The organism is Aliinostoc maniaoense (assembly GCF_058172895.1).
In genome coordinates this window covers 474,155-490,864 of sequence record NZ_CP187952.1, presented here as the reverse complement: position 1 = coordinate 490,864, position 16,710 = coordinate 474,155, and the positions used below count along the sequence as shown (strand labels likewise).

At 38.4% G+C, this 16,710-nt stretch carries 18 protein-coding genes; 6 read left to right on the top strand and 12 right to left on the bottom strand.

The annotated features are described in order from the left end of the window. Nucleotides 1-120 precede the first annotated feature (120 nt). The 4 genes from ACPZ3T_RS02090 to ACPZ3T_RS02075 all read right to left on the bottom strand — a co-directional run bounded on the left by ACPZ3T_RS02090 (nucleotide 121) and on the right by ACPZ3T_RS02075 (nucleotide 3,204). A complete protein-coding gene (locus ACPZ3T_RS02090; RefSeq protein ID WP_490273344.1) occupies nucleotides 121-300 on the bottom strand; it encodes a DUF4278 domain-containing protein in 180 nt (59 codons plus the stop codon). 383 nt (nucleotides 301-683) lie between these two features. After that, the gene (locus ACPZ3T_RS02085; protein WP_490273343.1) at nucleotides 684-899 is read right to left on the bottom strand and encodes a FitA-like ribbon-helix-helix domain-containing protein; all 216 of its coding nucleotides are present in this window, start codon (nucleotides 897-899) and stop codon (nucleotides 684-686) included. A 70-nt stretch (nucleotides 900-969) separates the two neighbouring features. Beyond that, complete coding sequence (locus tag ACPZ3T_RS02080; protein ID WP_490273342.1) at nucleotides 970-1,344, bottom strand: DUF433 domain-containing protein; 375 nt, start codon at nucleotides 1,342-1,344, stop codon at nucleotides 970-972. Nucleotides 1,345-2,601: 1,257 nt separating this feature from the next. Beyond that, nucleotides 2,602-3,204 (bottom strand): DUF4360 domain-containing protein, encoded by a 603-nt coding sequence (locus ACPZ3T_RS02075; protein ID WP_490273341.1) that lies wholly within the window; start codon nucleotides 3,202-3,204, stop codon nucleotides 2,602-2,604. 495 nt (nucleotides 3,205-3,699) lie between these two features. Here ACPZ3T_RS02075 and ACPZ3T_RS02070 point away from each other — a divergent pair, with 495 nt between their 5' ends. After that, entirely contained in the window at nucleotides 3,700-4,143 is a 444-nt protein-coding gene (locus ACPZ3T_RS02070; RefSeq protein WP_490273340.1) for a YidH family protein, read from the top strand. A 22-nt stretch (nucleotides 4,144-4,165) separates the two neighbouring features. Here ACPZ3T_RS02070 and ACPZ3T_RS02065 read toward each other — a convergent pair whose 3' ends face one another. The 3 genes from ACPZ3T_RS02065 to ACPZ3T_RS02055 form a co-directional block, all read right to left on the bottom strand. Next, nucleotides 4,166-4,375 carry a hypothetical protein gene (locus ACPZ3T_RS02065; protein WP_490273339.1) on the bottom strand — a complete coding sequence of 70 codons (210 nt, stop codon included), beginning with the start codon at nucleotides 4,373-4,375 and terminating at the stop codon, nucleotides 4,166-4,168. A 522-nt stretch (nucleotides 4,376-4,897) separates the two neighbouring features. Beyond that, nucleotides 4,898-5,551 (bottom strand): tRNA (adenosine(37)-N6)-threonylcarbamoyltransferase complex dimerization subunit type 1 TsaB, encoded by a 654-nt coding sequence (gene tsaB, locus ACPZ3T_RS02060; protein WP_490273338.1) that lies wholly within the window; start codon nucleotides 5,549-5,551, stop codon nucleotides 4,898-4,900. Between the two features lie 25 nt (nucleotides 5,552-5,576). Then, the gene (locus tag ACPZ3T_RS02055) at nucleotides 5,577-5,762 is read right to left on the bottom strand and encodes a hypothetical protein (RefSeq protein WP_490273337.1); all 186 of its coding nucleotides are present in this window, start codon (nucleotides 5,760-5,762) and stop codon (nucleotides 5,577-5,579) included. Nucleotides 5,763-5,959: 197 nt separating this feature from the next. Between ACPZ3T_RS02055 and ACPZ3T_RS02050 the strand changes: the two genes are divergently transcribed. Beyond that, on the top strand, nucleotides 5,960-11,953 hold the full coding sequence (locus ACPZ3T_RS02050) for a hybrid sensor histidine kinase/response regulator (RefSeq protein WP_490273336.1): 5,994 nt from the start codon (nucleotides 5,960-5,962) through the stop codon (nucleotides 11,951-11,953). A gap of 34 nt (nucleotides 11,954-11,987) precedes the next feature. Then, nucleotides 11,988-13,988, top strand: a complete 2,001-nt coding sequence (locus ACPZ3T_RS02045; RefSeq protein ID WP_490273335.1) for an ATP-binding response regulator — start codon at nucleotides 11,988-11,990, stop codon at nucleotides 13,986-13,988. Between the two features lie 18 nt (nucleotides 13,989-14,006). Here the strand turns inward: ACPZ3T_RS02045 and ACPZ3T_RS02040 are convergent, their stop codons facing one another. Further along, the gene (locus ACPZ3T_RS02040; RefSeq protein WP_490273334.1) at nucleotides 14,007-14,186 is read right to left on the bottom strand and encodes a hypothetical protein; all 180 of its coding nucleotides are present in this window, start codon (nucleotides 14,184-14,186) and stop codon (nucleotides 14,007-14,009) included. A gap of 28 nt (nucleotides 14,187-14,214) precedes the next feature. Between ACPZ3T_RS02040 and ACPZ3T_RS02035 the strand changes: the two genes are divergently transcribed. Both ACPZ3T_RS02035 and ACPZ3T_RS02030 read left to right on the top strand, forming a co-directional pair. Next, a complete protein-coding gene (locus ACPZ3T_RS02035) occupies nucleotides 14,215-14,511 on the top strand; it encodes a hypothetical protein (protein ID WP_490273333.1) in 297 nt (98 codons plus the stop codon). 45 nt (nucleotides 14,512-14,556) lie between these two features. Beyond that, a complete protein-coding gene (locus tag ACPZ3T_RS02030; RefSeq protein WP_490273332.1) occupies nucleotides 14,557-14,712 on the top strand; it encodes a hypothetical protein in 156 nt (51 codons plus the stop codon). Between the two features lie 91 nt (nucleotides 14,713-14,803). Here ACPZ3T_RS02030 and ACPZ3T_RS02025 read toward each other — a convergent pair whose 3' ends face one another. Then, complete coding sequence (locus ACPZ3T_RS02025; protein WP_490273331.1) at nucleotides 14,804-15,211, bottom strand: type II toxin-antitoxin system VapC family toxin; 408 nt, start codon at nucleotides 15,209-15,211, stop codon at nucleotides 14,804-14,806. Beyond that, complete coding sequence (locus ACPZ3T_RS02020; protein ID WP_237991294.1) at nucleotides 15,208-15,438, bottom strand: hypothetical protein; 231 nt, start codon at nucleotides 15,436-15,438, stop codon at nucleotides 15,208-15,210. Before ACPZ3T_RS02020 ends, ACPZ3T_RS02025 begins: the two co-directional genes overlap by 4 nt. Here ACPZ3T_RS02020 and ACPZ3T_RS02015 point away from each other — a divergent pair. After that, on the top strand, nucleotides 15,404-15,670 hold the full coding sequence (locus tag ACPZ3T_RS02015; RefSeq protein ID WP_490273330.1) for a hypothetical protein: 267 nt from the start codon (nucleotides 15,404-15,406) through the stop codon (nucleotides 15,668-15,670). The genes ACPZ3T_RS02020 and ACPZ3T_RS02015 overlap by 35 nt on opposite strands. Before the next feature lie 36 nt (nucleotides 15,671-15,706). Here the strand turns inward: ACPZ3T_RS02015 and ACPZ3T_RS02010 are convergent, their stop codons facing one another. Both ACPZ3T_RS02010 and ACPZ3T_RS02005 read right to left on the bottom strand, forming a co-directional pair. Then, a complete protein-coding gene (locus tag ACPZ3T_RS02010; protein ID WP_490273329.1) occupies nucleotides 15,707-16,240 on the bottom strand; it encodes a Uma2 family endonuclease in 534 nt (177 codons plus the stop codon). A 193-nt stretch (nucleotides 16,241-16,433) separates the two neighbouring features. Further along, nucleotides 16,434-16,682 carry a hypothetical protein gene (locus ACPZ3T_RS02005; RefSeq protein WP_490273328.1) on the bottom strand — a complete coding sequence of 83 codons (249 nt, stop codon included), beginning with the start codon at nucleotides 16,680-16,682 and terminating at the stop codon, nucleotides 16,434-16,436. Nucleotides 16,683-16,710: the final 28 nt, after the last annotated feature.

The window sequence follows — 16,710 nt, the reverse complement described above, 5'->3', positions numbered from 1 at the left end:
AATAAATTTCCAATTTCCTCTGTTCACATTTTCTGTATCTCCCCTGCCCCCTGCCCCCTGCTCCCTGCTCCCTGCTCCCCTGCCTACATAGTAATGGCATATTTTTTAGTTGGAAATCCCTTACCTGCTATATACCGCACCGCGATATTTCAGTTGGCGGGAAGAACGAGTCTGTTGTGTTATCGCAGGTGTGGGAATCTGAATTTTCACACCGCGATACATACCTATGCTGTAGCTTTTAGTAGGCTTAACATCTGTAGGGTTCAGTTCATACCTACCAGCACGATAAGTTAGTTGCATGGCTAATTAATATTTATTCAGGGATGGAAGATAAAACTCGTAATACTCGGTCGATGATTCCCCTGTAAAATATTTTATTTTTCTACTTTCATAGAAAAATCATAGTTAAATTATAACCATAATTACTCAGCTTCCATGCTTAAAAAATTCTAATGAAGGGCAAATATAGCTACGATTAGGTAATTTCTAGTGGTAATTGTTGTTTAGATGTATTGGAAATTTGGGGGTGTGAGGTAAGTGCGATCGCTTAATACCAATTCTCTATAAAGTTGCGCCAAATAAATGATGTAGAGACGTTGCATGCAACGTCTCTACAGTACAGAATACAGTGCATCTTCATCAAGAACCGGTATAACTTCATTATTAGGTATGGGGCGTATAGCTTATCGTTGGATTTCTGGTATTTGAAATTCTCCCAAATGAGCAAAGCGTTTTTCTAGCATCGTAACAATATTAATGGTGGTTTGTTGATTTTCCGTTAAAGCAATACGCAAAATTTCTTTGATTTCTGCTTCTACAGAACGACCATTTTTTTCTGCTTGTTGTTGCAGGATATTTTTGATGTTTTCATCTAGGTTAGATATAGTGATCCTGTCCATGATGAGTTGATGAATTGTATTCCCCAGAATAAAACGGCATCGCCTGTTAAGTTGTAGTCAATCAGAAAGTTCATGATTGGGCTTCAATCCGCGCTTTCCAGGCTTGAAGTTTTGCACGTAAAGCTTCCTGACCTGATTTTGGTGGTATTGCTGCGATTTTTGCAAAGTGTTCTCGATTTCGCTCTTCCCAATATTGGCGAATTTCCATTGCTGTTTGCAGACATTCTTGGTATTCTGCCTCAACTTCAATCTGATGAGTTTCAATGTAGGCTAAGGCTGAATGAATCTGCTCATCGTTAAGACCCAGTTTCTCACGAATCAGTTTTGGTGGATATTGAGCTTTCAGGTAGTCCATCACATCATAAAGTGTGATGCGTGTGCCGGCGATTGTCAATCCACGTTCTGTCCGAATGATTTTTGGTTCTTGGCTGGATGCTGTTGCCATAAAGATTTTTCATCAGAAGCTAATTTCATCATATCCCCAATGTAACTTTAAGGCAGGGGCAGGCGATCGCTCTTGAGGTTGGGAATTTGGGGGTGTACGGGTAGGCTGTTGACTTTGTTGAAATTTGGGCGGTTTTTAGTAATTTTGTACGCGATGTTTAATTTGTGCCTCAAAGCCTTCTCAAAACACAGTTTCAGCCATCGTAACTACGCACATTTTTTGCATGGACAAAATCCCAAAAAAGGTACAGAGTCAACAGCCTAGTGTACGGGTGCGATCGCTTAACTTTATTTGCGATGCTATTAATGGTAGATTCATCACTGATAATGTTCAAATATCTTCAATGTTGAGGAAAGGTTTACGCGTAAATCTCGAAAAGCCAAGCCTGAAGCAGCAGTGTTGTAGAAAATAACTCAACAGTTGCACTTTTGAATGGGAAGTGTGAGCTTCAGAACTCGGATGTTGCAGTAAATTGCTTGATGTTCCGAGTTCTGAAGCTGAAGTTTTGAGTAAAAAGCCCGGCGTTTCGAGTAAGGTGAGATAAGGCTGTAGGGGAAAGAGAATGTTTACTACTTCCCTCAATATACAAGGTTGCGCTGATGTCAAGATACCCAACACCTAGATTCTACCCGCAGGCCAGCCTACCCACATCTTGAACGCAGATATGAGTAGACAATATCTCAGGGACTTACAGATAATAAAATATTCGGTGTTGCTGATTAATGGGATGATTTATGTTTCGCGCATACTGCAAGCAGAACCCGCAGGGTAGGCGCAAAGCCGCAAAAAATCGGTAGTTTACTTGGATAGAAAAGCTTAATTCATCCCGCATTTATGCAACGCCAAATATTCAAACTGTAGGGTGCGTCAGTGAGATATAACCTAACTATACGCAGAAATTATTTATACTGATGTACCCTACCCAAGCATCCATTTCGGATAATTTATTTTTTGGTGTTCCTTAAGCTAACAATCACTGAGCAGTGTTGGCTAAACAGTCATGGTATTGACTGATAACTAATAACTGATGACTGTTAACTTTAAAATTCTGTGATGTGGCTAGTGGGATTATATGCCAAACCTACAAGAAAATGACATTTAGCTAATGTGCGCCGCCTTCTATGCTGAAGGTAATATGTTGGCGATCGCTATTTTACCCTACTACTATCATTTGGGATATGGACACAGAACAGCATATCAATAGATTCAAAACCGAGCCGATTTAAGAACACGAATTAGTAATTACTGAGTCAATTACTAGCATCTGCGATATTTGATGTGATAAACCAAACCACGGTGTGCTAGATCAAAAGAATCAACAGTTGCCATCCCTCTACCACTAGCTGTCATCGAAGCATTGACGCGCATATTTAAACTGTCGCCACAGCGTGACCAAACATTAGCTACAGTTGCTAGCTTATCACGAACATTGTAGTCAACTTCGCCTCTAAATGTCCGGGAAAAAACAGGGCCACGTTGACCTGCAAAAAAGTATTCTGATCTTAGTCTGCCAGAAGTTGAAGGCGCAACATAGCCCCGATAATCAGCATCGTAGAGGGAAATTTGAAAGCCTTGGGGTACTTTGATGGGAATACTCAAATTACAGCTTTTACGTCTTTCTGCTGCGCTGTTCCCTAGGGCAGCAAACTTATCAAATAGAATACTTAATTCTTGACCATCGGGACTAACGCTCACACTAGCAGATCCTGCGGGGCAACCGTTACCACCATATTCTGCGCCTAAAATCTCAACTTTGGTGTTAGCAAAGGCAGGGCTAACATAAGCAGTCATTAACGCAGTTGCAGCCAACACAGAATTGACTACCTTCATAGATGTTTTCTTGAAGTTTTGAGTCTTCATAAATTACCTTATTTGTGTATTTTTGACTAGGGTTAAGTGAAAATTTCCAACCAAAGTTGGTTTTTCAATCTTCGTATATTTCGTGACTGGGCTGAGTTTAAATTTGTTTCCTAAGTAAAAAAACTTAACTTTATAAGCGGAAACTTGCAAAAATTTGATAATTTGCCCTATTGAATGTGACGGTATTTAACCTCATGATGAAATGCTCCTCATCTTTACTCAATCTTTAATTTAATGAAGTTATGCCCATAAACAATCAATACTAAGTCCTGAGTAAATGTACTAAGAGATCAACTGATGCAAAAAATGCCAGGTTGGGCATTTACCATTGTGACAAGCACAAGTGAGTGGCGTTTGTTGCAAGCAAACCCAATACTGATATATCTGTAAAATACGAAATAATTATGCAGTTCCAATATTATGTAGGGTGTGTTAGTAACGCGCGGAATGTTTTGATCGGTGCGTTACGCTAGTCTCACCGGACTAAAAATACTGATGAGTAAAACCCCAAAAATTGACCGTCAACGGGAACATCAAGCCAACGAACGCACTTTTTTAGCTTGGCTGAGGACTTCTATAGCGTTGATTGGGTTTGGATTAGCGATCGCACGCTTTGGATTATTTTTACGCCAGCTTAATCTTATAATTACGCAAAAGGCAACCTCAGTAAATTCCTGGTTTAATTCAGAAAACTTGGGTCTTATTTTTGTGATGTTTGGTATTCTTACCATTGCTGTGGCGGCATGGCGTTACAACCAAGTGTTTTGGCAAATTGAACGCAGTGACTATCAAGCTAATCGCTGGGCAGTTTGGTTGATGACAGGAGTGGTGATCATTTTAGGACTACTGAGTATTCCTTTACTCTTATTGCGAAATCACACACCACCACGCCCATCTTCTCACCTGCGTCCCCAGTCTCGTCATTTTGATCAAAGTTGAGATTGTCAAATAAAATCAAAACTTACTGGGAGGAGTCTTTTAATTTTTCATGTTCTTCTTGGGTGACTCGGTATATTTCTTTATCCATCATATGGATTTCATAAACCGCTTCTTTGCCAGGAAAAAATAGAAATCCCGGTTCTTCTTTTTCCACTTCTACTATTTCAGAAATAGCATTAGGATTGATTTCAACATTAACACCATCCGTGGTTGTCAAATCTACCGGCTTCATGTCATTCTCCTTGCTTTCTAGCTAGGTGTATTAACTAATTTCACCCTAGATTTCATACTAGTACAATTACTACTTGTGGACTTACAACCGCAAAAATACTTAATTAATTTCCCGGAGACTTAGAATTATATTTAGTTATTTTTTATATCAATTTGCTAACATTTTAATAACAAATGTAAAGCATATTTCTTCATATTTTAAAATCCATTAAGTTATTTGACTGATAATAATCGAACAAATATAGGAATCTGATTTAATTTCTGAAAAAATTTAAGTATATGTAGTAGCGTGTCAAGGCTAAAATAGTGCATTTTCATCCAAAACCTATGGCAATATTTAAGGCTTGCCGCACCAGTAAGGTGTGTTAGCAGCGAGAGTACAACACCTACCACCAAGGCCTTTGGTGCGTTACGGCTTACGCCTAACACAACGGCAATATTGCAGGAGGAAAATCCACACTGCAATTTGCCTCCCCTACATATACTTATTACTTATTACTTATTACTCATTACTCATTACTTCCTACACCACCGGATGCTGCCCATAATAAGGCAAAACCTCCGACCAATGAGGACGCTGGCCTAACTGCCAATTAAAATAAGCTAGTTCTAAAATACTTGTTACCGTTGCGGCTAAATTAGATGTAGCTACTAATAGCTGATAGTCAGTGTTCCAGTTAGCTAGAGTTTCCTGCCATGCTTCTGGAGTGAATACAGTTTCCGGTAATAAAGTGATTAAGCCAGCATGAGTGAGAGAGAGTTGATAAATTGCGCCAAAAACCTGTCCGCGTTGTGCTGGCATTTCAATTGCGATCGCTCTAGCCTCCTGATTTTTGCTAGCATAAGACCAAGCGACTGCTGCTAAAGTAGAAATTCCCAACACGGGAATCTCTAATTGTTGCCCCAAAGTTCGCGCCAAAACAACACCAATACGAGTGCCTGTAAAACCTCCAGGGCCTTGAGCCACCGCAATAAACCCTAAATCTGCCCAAGTTTGTGGCTTGATAAACTCGATTATATATTGATGTACATAACTTGATAACTCTCTTCCTAAATTCCAAACTTGATAACGAGTATCTCCAGAAAAATTACTAATTGCTAAACCCAATTCTGGTGTAGTTGTATGCAGTGATAAAGCGTATTTTGTAGGTGTCCAGTTTTCCAATTGTTTAGTCAAAGCAGATTTAAAGTATTGATTGTTCTCAAATTACCATCATATCTTGCACCTGCCCAATACTCCGCCTGAGAGTTTTAGTCGTTCCAGTAGGGTGTGTTAAGCGAAGCCGTAACGCACCGCAAACTCTAAACAGTTCAGTAGTTCCAGTAGGGTGTGTTAGGCGAAGCCGTAACGCACCACAAACTCTAGAAAAACGCAACTTATCTGTCAAGAAAAACATCTGTTTGCAACAAAATGATATTTTATATCAAAGTGAATACTTGCAATGTCTTTAATTTTAATTACATAATTTTATATTGAGTAAAAAAATGGGTTAACAGCCAAATTAGTGATAAACAATTAGTAATAATATATAAAAATTTCAGACAAAATCATAAAACCCACTACTATATTTAACTGCTATCAAAAATGGGCATTACAACTCTTGGTTACAATATCACTGAAATTCTGACTGAAAATCAAAATATTTGTATTTACCGTGCTTTTAAAGACTCAGCAAAATCAGCAGTAATTATTAAAACCATTAAATCTGAATACCCCACAATAGAACAACTTGCAGAATTAAAATCTGAATATAAAATACTACAATCATTAAATCTAACTGGAATTATTAGACCGATTGCTATAGAAAGCTATCAAAATAGCCTAGCAATAGTTTTTGATGACTTTGGTGGCTACCCATTAAAAAGAATTGTGAGTACAAAAACATTTGATATAGCCACATTTTTAGAGATCGCCATTCAACTAGCTACAACACTCGCCGAACTCCATCAAAATAATATTGTTTATCAAGATATTAAACCAGAAAATATTCTCATCAATCTCCAAACATATGAAGTCAAAATTCTGGGTTTTAATATTTCATCCTGGCTCACTCAAGAAAAACCCAATTTACTCACAGGCACACCTGCCTATATATCACCAGAACAAACTGGGCGAATGAATCATACAATTGATTATCGTACTGACTTTTATTCATTGGGTGTCACTTTTTATGAAATGCTCACAGGACAACTACCATTTACTGTTAATGACACCTTAGAATTAATTCATTGTCACATTGCTAAAACACCTTTATCACCCAAAGAGATTAACTCAGAAATTCCTGAAATAATTGCTGATATTGTGATGAAATTACTGGCTAAAAATGTTGAAGACAGATATCACAATGCTTTGGGATTAAAATCTGATTTAGAAAAGTGTCTGAAGGGAATCAAAACCTTTGGTAAAATTGATGAATTTATTATTGGACAATTAGATTTATATAGTCAACTTCTAATTCCGCAAAAACTTTATGGTCGAGAAACAGAGGTAGCTAGTTTAATTAATGCCTTTGAGCAAGTTAGACTTGGAGCTACTGAGGTAATGTTAGTTAGTGGTTACTCTGGTATTGGTAAATCTTCTTTAGTCAATGCAGTTCTTCAACCGATAGCTAAGAGTAAAGGTTATTTTATAGGTAGTAAATTTGACCAATTTAAACGTCATATTCCCTACGGTTTTTTAATAGAAGCTTTTCAGGAATTAATTCAACAAATATTAACTGAAAATTCCCCAAATATAGAGACTTGGAAAACCAAAATTTTAGCGGCTGTAGGTAATAATGGTCAATTAATTATTGATGTAATTCCGGGAATTGAACGCATTATTGGCACTCAACCAGAAGTTACTCAGGTAGGTTTGTATGAATCTCAAAACCGATTTAACCGTGTATTTCAACAATTCATTGATGTATTTTGTCAAGCAGAACACCCACTGGTAATTTTTTTAGATGATTTGCAATGGGCAGATGCAGCATCTCTCAAATTAATTCAATTGCTAATTAAACATCCTCAGAGTAAACATCTATTCATCTTAGGTGCATATCGTAACAATGAGGTAAATGCAACTCATCCATTGCTGCTAACTTTAGAAGAAATTCAAAAATCCCGCGCAGATATTCAGCATATTCTCCTCAAACCTTTACAGTTAGATCATGTAAAACAATTCATTGGTGATACACTCCACACTGATTTAAATCAGTCAGAGCCACTAGCTGAGTTATTATTTAGTAAAACTCAGGGAAACCCTTTCTTTTTAAACCAAATCCTTAAATCTTTGCAGCAAGAAAACTTCTTGAAATTTGATTTTAGCGTTGGTGGTTGGGTGTGGAATATCAAACAGCTACAAACTATTAAAATTACAGATAATGTAATTGAATTGATGGTAAATCTGATTCAGAAACTTTCACCTAATACACAAAATATTCTGACGTTAGCAGCTTGTATTGGCGATAAATTTACTTTAGACTTTCTAAGTCTTGTCCATGAAAAATCTTGTGCAGAAACTCAAGAAGATTTAAGGGAAGCACTGCAAGCGGGTTTAATTTTGCCAGTAGATGAGTTTTATAAAAAATCTATGGTTGTTGATGAGCAACAAGCAAGGCAACAACCAATTACATATAAATTTCTACATGACCGCGTACAACAAGCATCTTATTCATTAATGCCCAATTTTGAGCAACAGTTAACTCATCTAAAAATTGGGCGATCGCTCCTTCAAAATACTACGATTGAAGAACGCTATGATAATATTTTTACATTAGTTAATCATTTAAACTCTAGTATAGAATTACTGAGCCTCACATCAGAAAAAACTGAGCTAGCCGAACTTAATCTTCTAGCGGGACAAAAAGCTAAACTAGCCACAGCTTATGAGTCTGCTAGTGATTATCTGCATCAAGGGTTAAGCTTATTAACAACAGATAGCTGGTATGAGCAGTATCAACTGACATTAACTATACATCAAGAAGCCGCAGAAGTAGCATTTTTGATTGGTGACTTTGAGCAAGTTGAACATTTAGCTAAAGTAGTGTTACAACAAGCAAACACCCAAATAGAAAAAGTCAAAATTTATGAATTGCGAATTAAAAGTTGTGAAGTTCAAAGAAAATTAATTGCTGCTGTGAATTTAGGTTTGCAAGTGCTGGAAATTTTGGGAATAAAACTACCAGCAGCACCAACTACTGTAGATATTCAACAAGCGATTAACAAAACCACAGCCAATTTAACAAATAAAAGTAGCGCAGATTTAGTTAATTTACCTGTCATGACTGATGCTAATAAACTAGCAGCTTTACGCCTCATAGCTAGTTTAGTCCCTGCTGCTTATCAATCTGCACCGACATTATTTATTTTAATGGCTTGTGAACAAGTAAATTTATCCATTCAATACGGTAAAAATCCCTTTGCTGCCAGTGGCTTTGCTGATTATGGAGTTGTGTTTAGTGGCTTATTACAAGATATTGAAGCAGCCGATAAATTTGGCAAGTTAGCTTTAGTGCTAGCAGAAAGTTTAGATGCTTGTAAAGTCCGCGCTCAGGTATTATTTAAAGTAGCTACTTTCATCATTTATGGAAAACATCATGTCAGAGAAACATTGCCCCTTTTAGAAGCTGCTTACTCTAGTGGATTAGAATTTGGTGATTTAGTACATACTGGCTATGCAGCTAGTAATAAATGCCAATATTTATTTTGGAGTGGTGCAGAATTAAAGAATTTAGAACAAGAAATGGCTAGATATAGCCAAGCGATCGCGCAAATTCATCAAGAAACTGCATTAAAATGGCATCAGGTATTTCATCAGGTAGTTTTGAATTTAATCGGGTTAGCTGAAAACCCTTGTCAGTTAATTGGTACAGCCTACAACGAAGCACAATTATTACCCCTGCATATCCAATCAAATGAACGCACAGTAGTATGCTATGTATTTCTGGCGAAATTAATTTTATGTTATTTGTTTGGCGAATTAGAACAAGCTAGAGAATATGCACTGCAAGCCGAACAATATTTAGATGGTGTTGCAGGGTGGTTAAATGTACCACAATTTTATTTTTATGATTCTTTAGTGCAACTTGCCATCTACCCCACCGCACCACCACTACAGCAAAAATCTCTTTTAGAGAAAGTTAACTACAATCAAGCCAAAATGCGAAAATGGGCAGATCATGCGCCGATGAACTTTCAGCACAAGTATGAACTTGTAGAAGCGGAAACAGCGCGGATTTTAGGGCAAAATTGGCAAGCAATGGAGAGTTATGATTGTGCGATCGCAACTTCCCAAACCCAAGGATACATCCAAGAAGCCGCACTAGCCAATGAACTAGCAGCAAAATTTTACTTTGGTTGTGGTAAAGACAAAATAGCCCAAACCTATTTAACTGATGCTTATTACGGATATCTGCACTGGGGTGCTACTGCTAAAGTTCAAGATTTAGAATTAAAATATCCTCAATTTTTATCTCAAATATCGACACAAAAAATATCAACAGTAGCCAATGCAGATATTGGGGGAGCTATTGATTTGGCTACCGTAGTTAAAGCTGCTCAAGCATTATCTGGCGAAATCGTTTTAGAAAAGCTGCTGACTAAATTAATGCAAATTGTCTTAGAAAATGCGGGAGCAGAAAGAGGATTATTGTTATTAGAACAAGGGGGAAATTTATATATAGAAGCTTCAGGCAGTTTTGCCAATGCAGAAATTCACATCCAACAATCAATTTCTGTATCCTCAACTGAAGAATTACCCATATCAGTTATTAATTACGTCCACCGTACTCAAGAAAATGTCGTTTTGAACGATGCCACAGATAACGGTATTTTTACCACAGATAATTACATCATTCAACATCAACCTAAATCTCTTTTATGTACACCTATTGTTAATCAAGGTAAGCTGATTGGTATCCTATATTTAGAAAATAACTTAATTTCAGGAGCATTTACATCAGGACAAGTAGAAGTATTACAACTGTTATCTTCCCAAGCTGCGATCGCTCTTGAAAATGCCCGCCTTTATAATGATTTAGAAGCATACAATCGTAACTTAGAAATTAAAGTCACACAGCGAACTCTAGAGTTACAAGAGAAAAATCAACTCTTAAAAAGAGAAATTAAAGAACGTCAAAAAGCCGAAGAAATCGCCGCCGCCGCTAACCGTGCTAAAAGTGAATTTATTGCTAACATGAGCCATGAACTCCGCACCCCCCTAAATGGCATTTTAGGCTATACCCAAATTTTACAGAAAGATAAAAACTTAAACCCTCAGCAAAAAAATGGGGTTGATATTATTTATCAATGTGGCGAACACTTATTAACCTTAATTAATGATATTTTAGACATTTCTAAAATAGAAGCTCGAAAAATGGAACTTTATCCCCAACAATTTCATTTTTCGCAATTTCTAGATACTATCGTGCAAATGTGCCGTATCCGCGCCGAACAAAAAGGTATCCAACTATTATATCAACCAATTTCTACCTTACCTAAAATAGTCTATGCCGATGAAAAACGATTGCGACAAGTATTAATTAATTTACTCAGTAACGCCATTAAATTTACAGAGAAAGGTTGTGTCACATTTCAAATAGGATATGTACCTATTCATGAAAATTGGGAACTAAAAACAGGAATCATTAATACTGAGTATTCCCAAACACAAATCAGATTTTATGTAGAAGATACAGGCATTGGTATTGCAGCAGAGCAATTAGAAGAAATCTTTCTGCCTTTTCAGCAAGTAGCTCAAGATAGCCTGAAAACTGAAGGTACAGGTTTAGGATTAGCGATTAGCCGTCAATTAGTTCAACTTATGGGGAGTGAACTAAATGTTAAAAGTAATTTAGGAAAAGGTAGTATTTTTTGGCTAGACTTAGATTTACCTGAAGCTGTCTACTCCACTCATACCGATAGCACTGAAACAGGCGATATAGTTGCTTTTATTGGTTCTAGACGTAAAGTATTGATAGTAGATGATAAATGGGAAAATCGCGCTATTTTAGTTAATTTACTTCAACCTTTGGGTTTTACAGTGCTAGAAGCAACAGACGGTGTAGATGCTATTAATAAAGCCTGTGAATTTCAACCAGATGTGATTTTCATGGACTTAGTAATGAATCGCATGGATGGCTTTGAAGCTACACGCCGGCTTAAAATGTTACCAGAACTTAAAAATACAGTAGTTATTGCCATTTCCGCCAGTGTTTTTGATGTGGAACAACAACAGAGTCAGGAAGTTGGTTGTAACGATTTTCTACCCAAACCCATCCAGATTAATAATCTTTTAGAAAAGTTACAATTTCATTTAAACTTGCAATGGATTTATCAACATGAAAGAAAGCTTTCACCCAAACCAGAAGATGATCAACCACACCCTCAAATCCCAGACTCGCAACTGGCTACTCCACCATCTGAAGAATTAACAATTTTGCTCGATTTAGCCATGCGAGGTAACTTGAGGGCTATTTCTGAAAGAACTCAACAATTAGAGGAATTGGACAAAAAATTAATACCCTTTGCCAATCATTTACGTCAACTTGCCAAAGGTTTTAAAGGCAAGCAAATTTTAGATTTTCTTCAACAATTTTAAACTTTTTTAAAACTTTTTAAAACATCCGAATTATATGGCTATTGATACACTCGAACAAGGAGTCATCCTCATAGTTGATGACACTCCTATCAATTTAGAAATGCTGTTTGATTTTTTAGCTAATACTGGATATACAGTATTAGTAGCAGAAGATGGGGAAAGTGCTTTAGCAAGGGCTGAATATGCTCCTCCTGACTTGATTCTTTTAGACATCCTCATGCCAGGAATAGACGGTTTTGAAACTTGTCGCCGCCTGCAAAGCAATGAATTAACCAAAGACATTCCGGTTATTTTCATGACTGCCCTCTCCGAAACAGTCGATAAAGTCAAAGGTTTAAGTCTAGGTGCAGTTGATTATATTACTAAACCACTACAACATGAAGAAGTTTTAGCCCGCGTTAAACTCCACCTGCGACTACGCAATTTAACCAAACAACTCCGAACCCAAAATCAACTTTTAGCAGTAGAAATTGAGGAGCGCAAACAAGCAGAAAATAAATTACGAGAACAAGCAGCCTTACTCGATATTACTACAGATGCAGTCTTGGTTAAAGACTTGCATCAGCACATATGTTTCTGGAGTAAAGGAGCAGAAAATTTATACGGTTGGCAGTCTGAAGAAGTAATTGGTAAAAGTGTGAGTGAATTTTTGTATTCACCAGAAACTCTCCCACAACTGCAAAATGTCTTACATGATTTAAGGGAAATTGATTTTTGGTGCGGTGAATTGCATCAATTAAACAGAGAAGGTAAAAAAATTATTGTTGCTAGTCGCTGGAATGTGATGCGTGATGAATCTGGAAATCCGCAATCAATTTTAACAGTAAACACAGATATTACCGAGAAAAAACAATTAGAAAATCAGTTTTTACGCGCGCAAAGATTAGAAAGCATTGGCACACTAGCAGGTGGTATTGCCCACGATCTCAACAATATCCTGACTCCCATTTTAACAGCCGCCCAGCTACTACAAATTAAACTACCAAACGTTGACGATCGCTCTCAGCGAATGTTTCAAACTATAGAATCGAACGCTAAACGCGGTGCGGCTTTAGTCAAGCAAGTTTTACAGTTTACCCGTGGCGTTGAAGGGAAACGCACCATTGTACAAACTAACTATTTGTTCTCAGAAATTAAGCAAATTGTTCAAGAAACATTTCCCAAATCCATTACATTTTCTGTAAGTATTCAACCAGAACTGTGGATGGTAATTGGCGACGCTACTAATTTACATCAAGTACTCATGAACTTAGTAGTAAATGCCCGTGATGCGATGCCAGAAGGTGGTAGCTTAAGTTTGTGTGCCAAAAATTTATTTATTGATGAACAGTATGCGCGCATAAATTTGGGTGCAAATGTCGGACATTACATTGTGATTAGCATTACAGATACAGGCATCGGTATTCCCCCAGAAACCCTAGATAGAATCTTCGAGCCATTTTTCACAACTAAAGACGTGGGTAAAGGTACAGGGCTAGGTTTATCAACTGTACAGGGCATCATTAAAAGCCATCATGGTTTTGTGAAAGTGTACAGCGAAGTTGGCAAAGGCACACAATTTGAAGTATTTTTACCAGCAGTCGAAGCCGCAGCCACCTCACTAGTAGAAGACTTAGAACTGCTCAAAGGTAACGGTGAATTAATTTTGGTTGTAGATGACGAAGCCCAAATTCTAGAGACTACCAAAATCTCCCTAGAAGCTTACAACTATAGAGTATTAACCGCTAGCGATGGAGTAGAGGCGATCGCACTCTATGCCCAAAACCAAGATAAAATTAGCCTGGTATTAATGGATATGATGATGCCTGGTATGGATGGTAGTACCACCATCCGCGCCCTACAAAAAATTAATCCCTCTGTCAATATTGTCGCTGTCAGTGGCTTGGTAAGCAAAAATCAACTCACAAAAACCGTCATGGTGAAAAAATTTCTGGCCAAACCATACACACAAAAAGAAATGCTAGAAACCATACACACTATACTTGTCCAGGAATCCAAAAACGCCAAAAGGAATCTGTTAAATAAGAGAGGCTAGGGCATATCAATTCAAAATTCAAAATTCAAAATTAAAGAATTTTGGGCATGGGGCATTGGGCATGGGGCATTGGGCATAGGGCATTGGCGTAAATATTTCTCCCTTGTCTCCCTTGTCTCCCTTGTCTCCCCCTGCTCCCCTGCCCCCCTGCCCCCTGCTCCCTGCTCCCTGCTCCCCTGCCCCCTCCCTACACAGCAATTGATTATTTTTCTAGTTAAGAGTCCCTATGAGAGCGAAAATTGACAATCAAGTGCTATTTTTAAACCATGAGGACTTACCAGAGTTTAAAAAGGGTGGTTCTGTAGTCAGAAATTCCTATTTTTGGGCATTGCGTTCAATTGCTGGTCGTTCTACCCGTTATCGTGATTGGGAATATGAGCCAGAAGTGTGGCTAGCACTAGCACGAATGCTGTTATCATTTGCCGAATCTGGATACTTAGGTTACAGAGAAACTATCTTAGAATTTCCCCTCTCCCAAGGAGAAATCCCTGATGTGTTGCGTGATGTTTCAACCTGGGAATAGGGGGAACTGTGGCATTTTCACTCTGTATTAAAAAATAGTATCTATTTGGAACTTCAGATGAATATAGCGATCGCTGATTTTTTCATACTTCACCCCAATAATGCCCGATCGCACTTTAACGGAGACAGTCAGTCAACATTTTTCCCAAAACCAAGCGATAGCCCCATTTTCAAAATAAATAGAGAGGCGATCGCACTTTAACAGAGACAGTCTGTCACAAGAAGAAATGCGATCGCAATTTTGCTGTTGTGGGGGCGATCGTAGTTGCCAATGTGCCAGTTGCTTAGGAAGACTATAGCTGTTGTAGAATCTGGCTTACAGACGATATCGGGATCAACGTACTTGCAAAGTCAGCATCACGAGTGACAATTGCGTCTAAACCTTGAGCAAGGGCGCAACCCACTTGAACAGCATCTTCAAAATCTGTCATTGCCAGAGTTAGAGCAATTTCTAAAATAGGCCGATCAACTGAGCAGATTTCCATAACAGCTAGTATGCTTGATACAGCTTGTCTTGCACGTTGAATATCCTGGGTTTGTCTTCTAGCAATGTAGAAGATGTCAGTTAAGGTTGTAGCAGTCACATAACCAACCACTTGACCAGAACCGATCGCATCAAATAATGCCTCTGCATCTTGCAAAAATGGCTCTCGTTCTAGCAAGAAATCTAACACAATATTTGTATCAACTAACACCCTCACTTGAGATACTTCTCCAATCGTCGTGCTTGCAACATTTCCTCAACTTGAGCATCTGTGGGTGAAGGTTGATCTGTTTTGAGCAAACCCCGCATTTGCTCAATTAAGGCTTTGCGATTGGGTTGAGAACTAAGTGTGTTTTGTAGAGAGTCAATAATTGCGCTAACGAGTGCAAGGCGATCGCTCACCGATAGTTTGAAAGCTTGCTCTTTAAGTTCTTGGAGAGACATCAGGCTACTTTACATTCTTGGGTTATGCGCGGAAATCTTTATTGAATTATATCTTACTGAGTATGGTTCATTTTTCCCAACACCAAGCGATCGCACTTTAACACAGACAATCAGTCAGGTGATTGATCGCATCTTGCTCACGGCAAGGTTTTTAATTTGGCGATCGCCTACAGCATACTGCGCGATCGCTCTTTGGCTCAATCTTTCCTTGAATCGAGAAACTTACCTCTAATTAAAATTAGAACAGACATAGGCAAACATAACGTTATTATTGTCGGCGAGTCATTGCCATTACAGTATTAACTGTGAGTTCCGGTAGATTGCCCAACACTGGCAAAACTTCTCCTCCTGAACAAACCATCGGTAAGTTATCCCCTTGCCAGACCCAAATTTGTTGACTGGCTGGGTCAATTAACCAGGCGAGTTGTGTGCCGTTGGTTAAGCAATGGAGAATCTTTTTCTGTAAGTCTAGGGTGCTTTGGTCGGGCGATCGAATTTCAATCAACCAGTCTGGTGCGCCATCAAATGGCCTGTCTTGATCAAGAAGACGTGCGATCGCAATGATAGAAATATCCGGTACAGGTGAATAGGGAGGCACTAAACAGCGTAGCTCTTGCACAGCCTCAAACTCGTCGGTATGTTGATTGATGTAATTAACTAGATTGCGTTGTAGGCGCGAGTGAAAGAGGGTCGGCATTGGCTTTTGGATTACACACCCATTAATCAACTCCCATGCCGGAGAAGATTCAATGTTGGGTTGAGATAGAAACTGGGCGAGTGGGGTAGTGATGACTGGATTCATAAAATTTTGCCCACAACTTCGCTACTCTTGCTTTTCCTGTGTTGAACCTTACAGTTCTCTATACTACCTCAGTTAAGTGCAATCAAAACTTGAGATGCGATCGCACTTGAAGAAAAACAGAAGAAATGCGATCGCAATTTTGCTGTTGTGGGGGCGATCACACTTGCCAATTCGCTAATTGGTGAGCGAGACTCTAGCTGTTGTAGAATTTCGACTTGAAATACTTCTCCACTTGCCTTACTTGCAACATTTCCTCAACTTGAGCATCTGTGGGCGAAGGTTGATCTGTTTTCAGCAAACCCCGCATTTGCTGAATTAAGGCTTTGCGATTGGGTTGAGAACTAAGTGTGTTTTGTAGAGAGTCAATAATTGCGCTAACGAGTGCAAGGCGATCGCTCACCGATAGTTTGAAAGCTTGCTCTTTAAGTTCTTGAAGAGACATTAGGCTACTTTACATTCTTGGGTTATGC

Coding starts and splice junctions, on each gene's coding strand:
- ACPZ3T_RS02035 (WP_490273333.1), top strand. CDS start 14,215: ATGAGAGCGAAAATTGACAATCAAGTGCTATTTTTAAACCATGAGGAC.
- ACPZ3T_RS02020 (WP_237991294.1), bottom strand. CDS start 15,438: ATGTCTCTCCAAGAACTTAAAGAGCAAGCTTTCAAACTATCGGTGAGC.
- ACPZ3T_RS02080 (WP_490273342.1), bottom strand. CDS start 1,344: ATGGCAACAGCATCCAGCCAAGAACCAAAAATCATTCGGACAGAACGT.
- ACPZ3T_RS02050 (WP_490273336.1), top strand. CDS start 5,960: ATGGGCATTACAACTCTTGGTTACAATATCACTGAAATTCTGACTGAA.
- ACPZ3T_RS02010 (WP_490273329.1), bottom strand. CDS start 16,240: ATGAATCCAGTCATCACTACCCCACTCGCCCAGTTTCTATCTCAACCC.
- ACPZ3T_RS02045 (WP_490273335.1), top strand. CDS start 11,988: ATGGCTATTGATACACTCGAACAAGGAGTCATCCTCATAGTTGATGAC.
- ACPZ3T_RS02075 (WP_490273341.1), bottom strand. CDS start 3,204: ATGAAGACTCAAAACTTCAAGAAAACATCTATGAAGGTAGTCAATTCT.
- ACPZ3T_RS02070 (WP_490273340.1), top strand. CDS start 3,700: ATGAGTAAAACCCCAAAAATTGACCGTCAACGGGAACATCAAGCCAAC.
- ACPZ3T_RS02085 (WP_490273343.1), bottom strand. CDS start 899: ATGGACAGGATCACTATATCTAACCTAGATGAAAACATCAAAAATATC.
- ACPZ3T_RS02005 (WP_490273328.1), bottom strand. CDS start 16,682: ATGTCTCTTCAAGAACTTAAAGAGCAAGCTTTCAAACTATCGGTGAGC.
- ACPZ3T_RS02090 (WP_490273344.1), bottom strand. CDS start 300: ATGCAACTAACTTATCGTGCTGGTAGGTATGAACTGAACCCTACAGAT.
- ACPZ3T_RS02065 (WP_490273339.1), bottom strand. CDS start 4,375: ATGAAGCCGGTAGATTTGACAACCACGGATGGTGTTAATGTTGAAATC.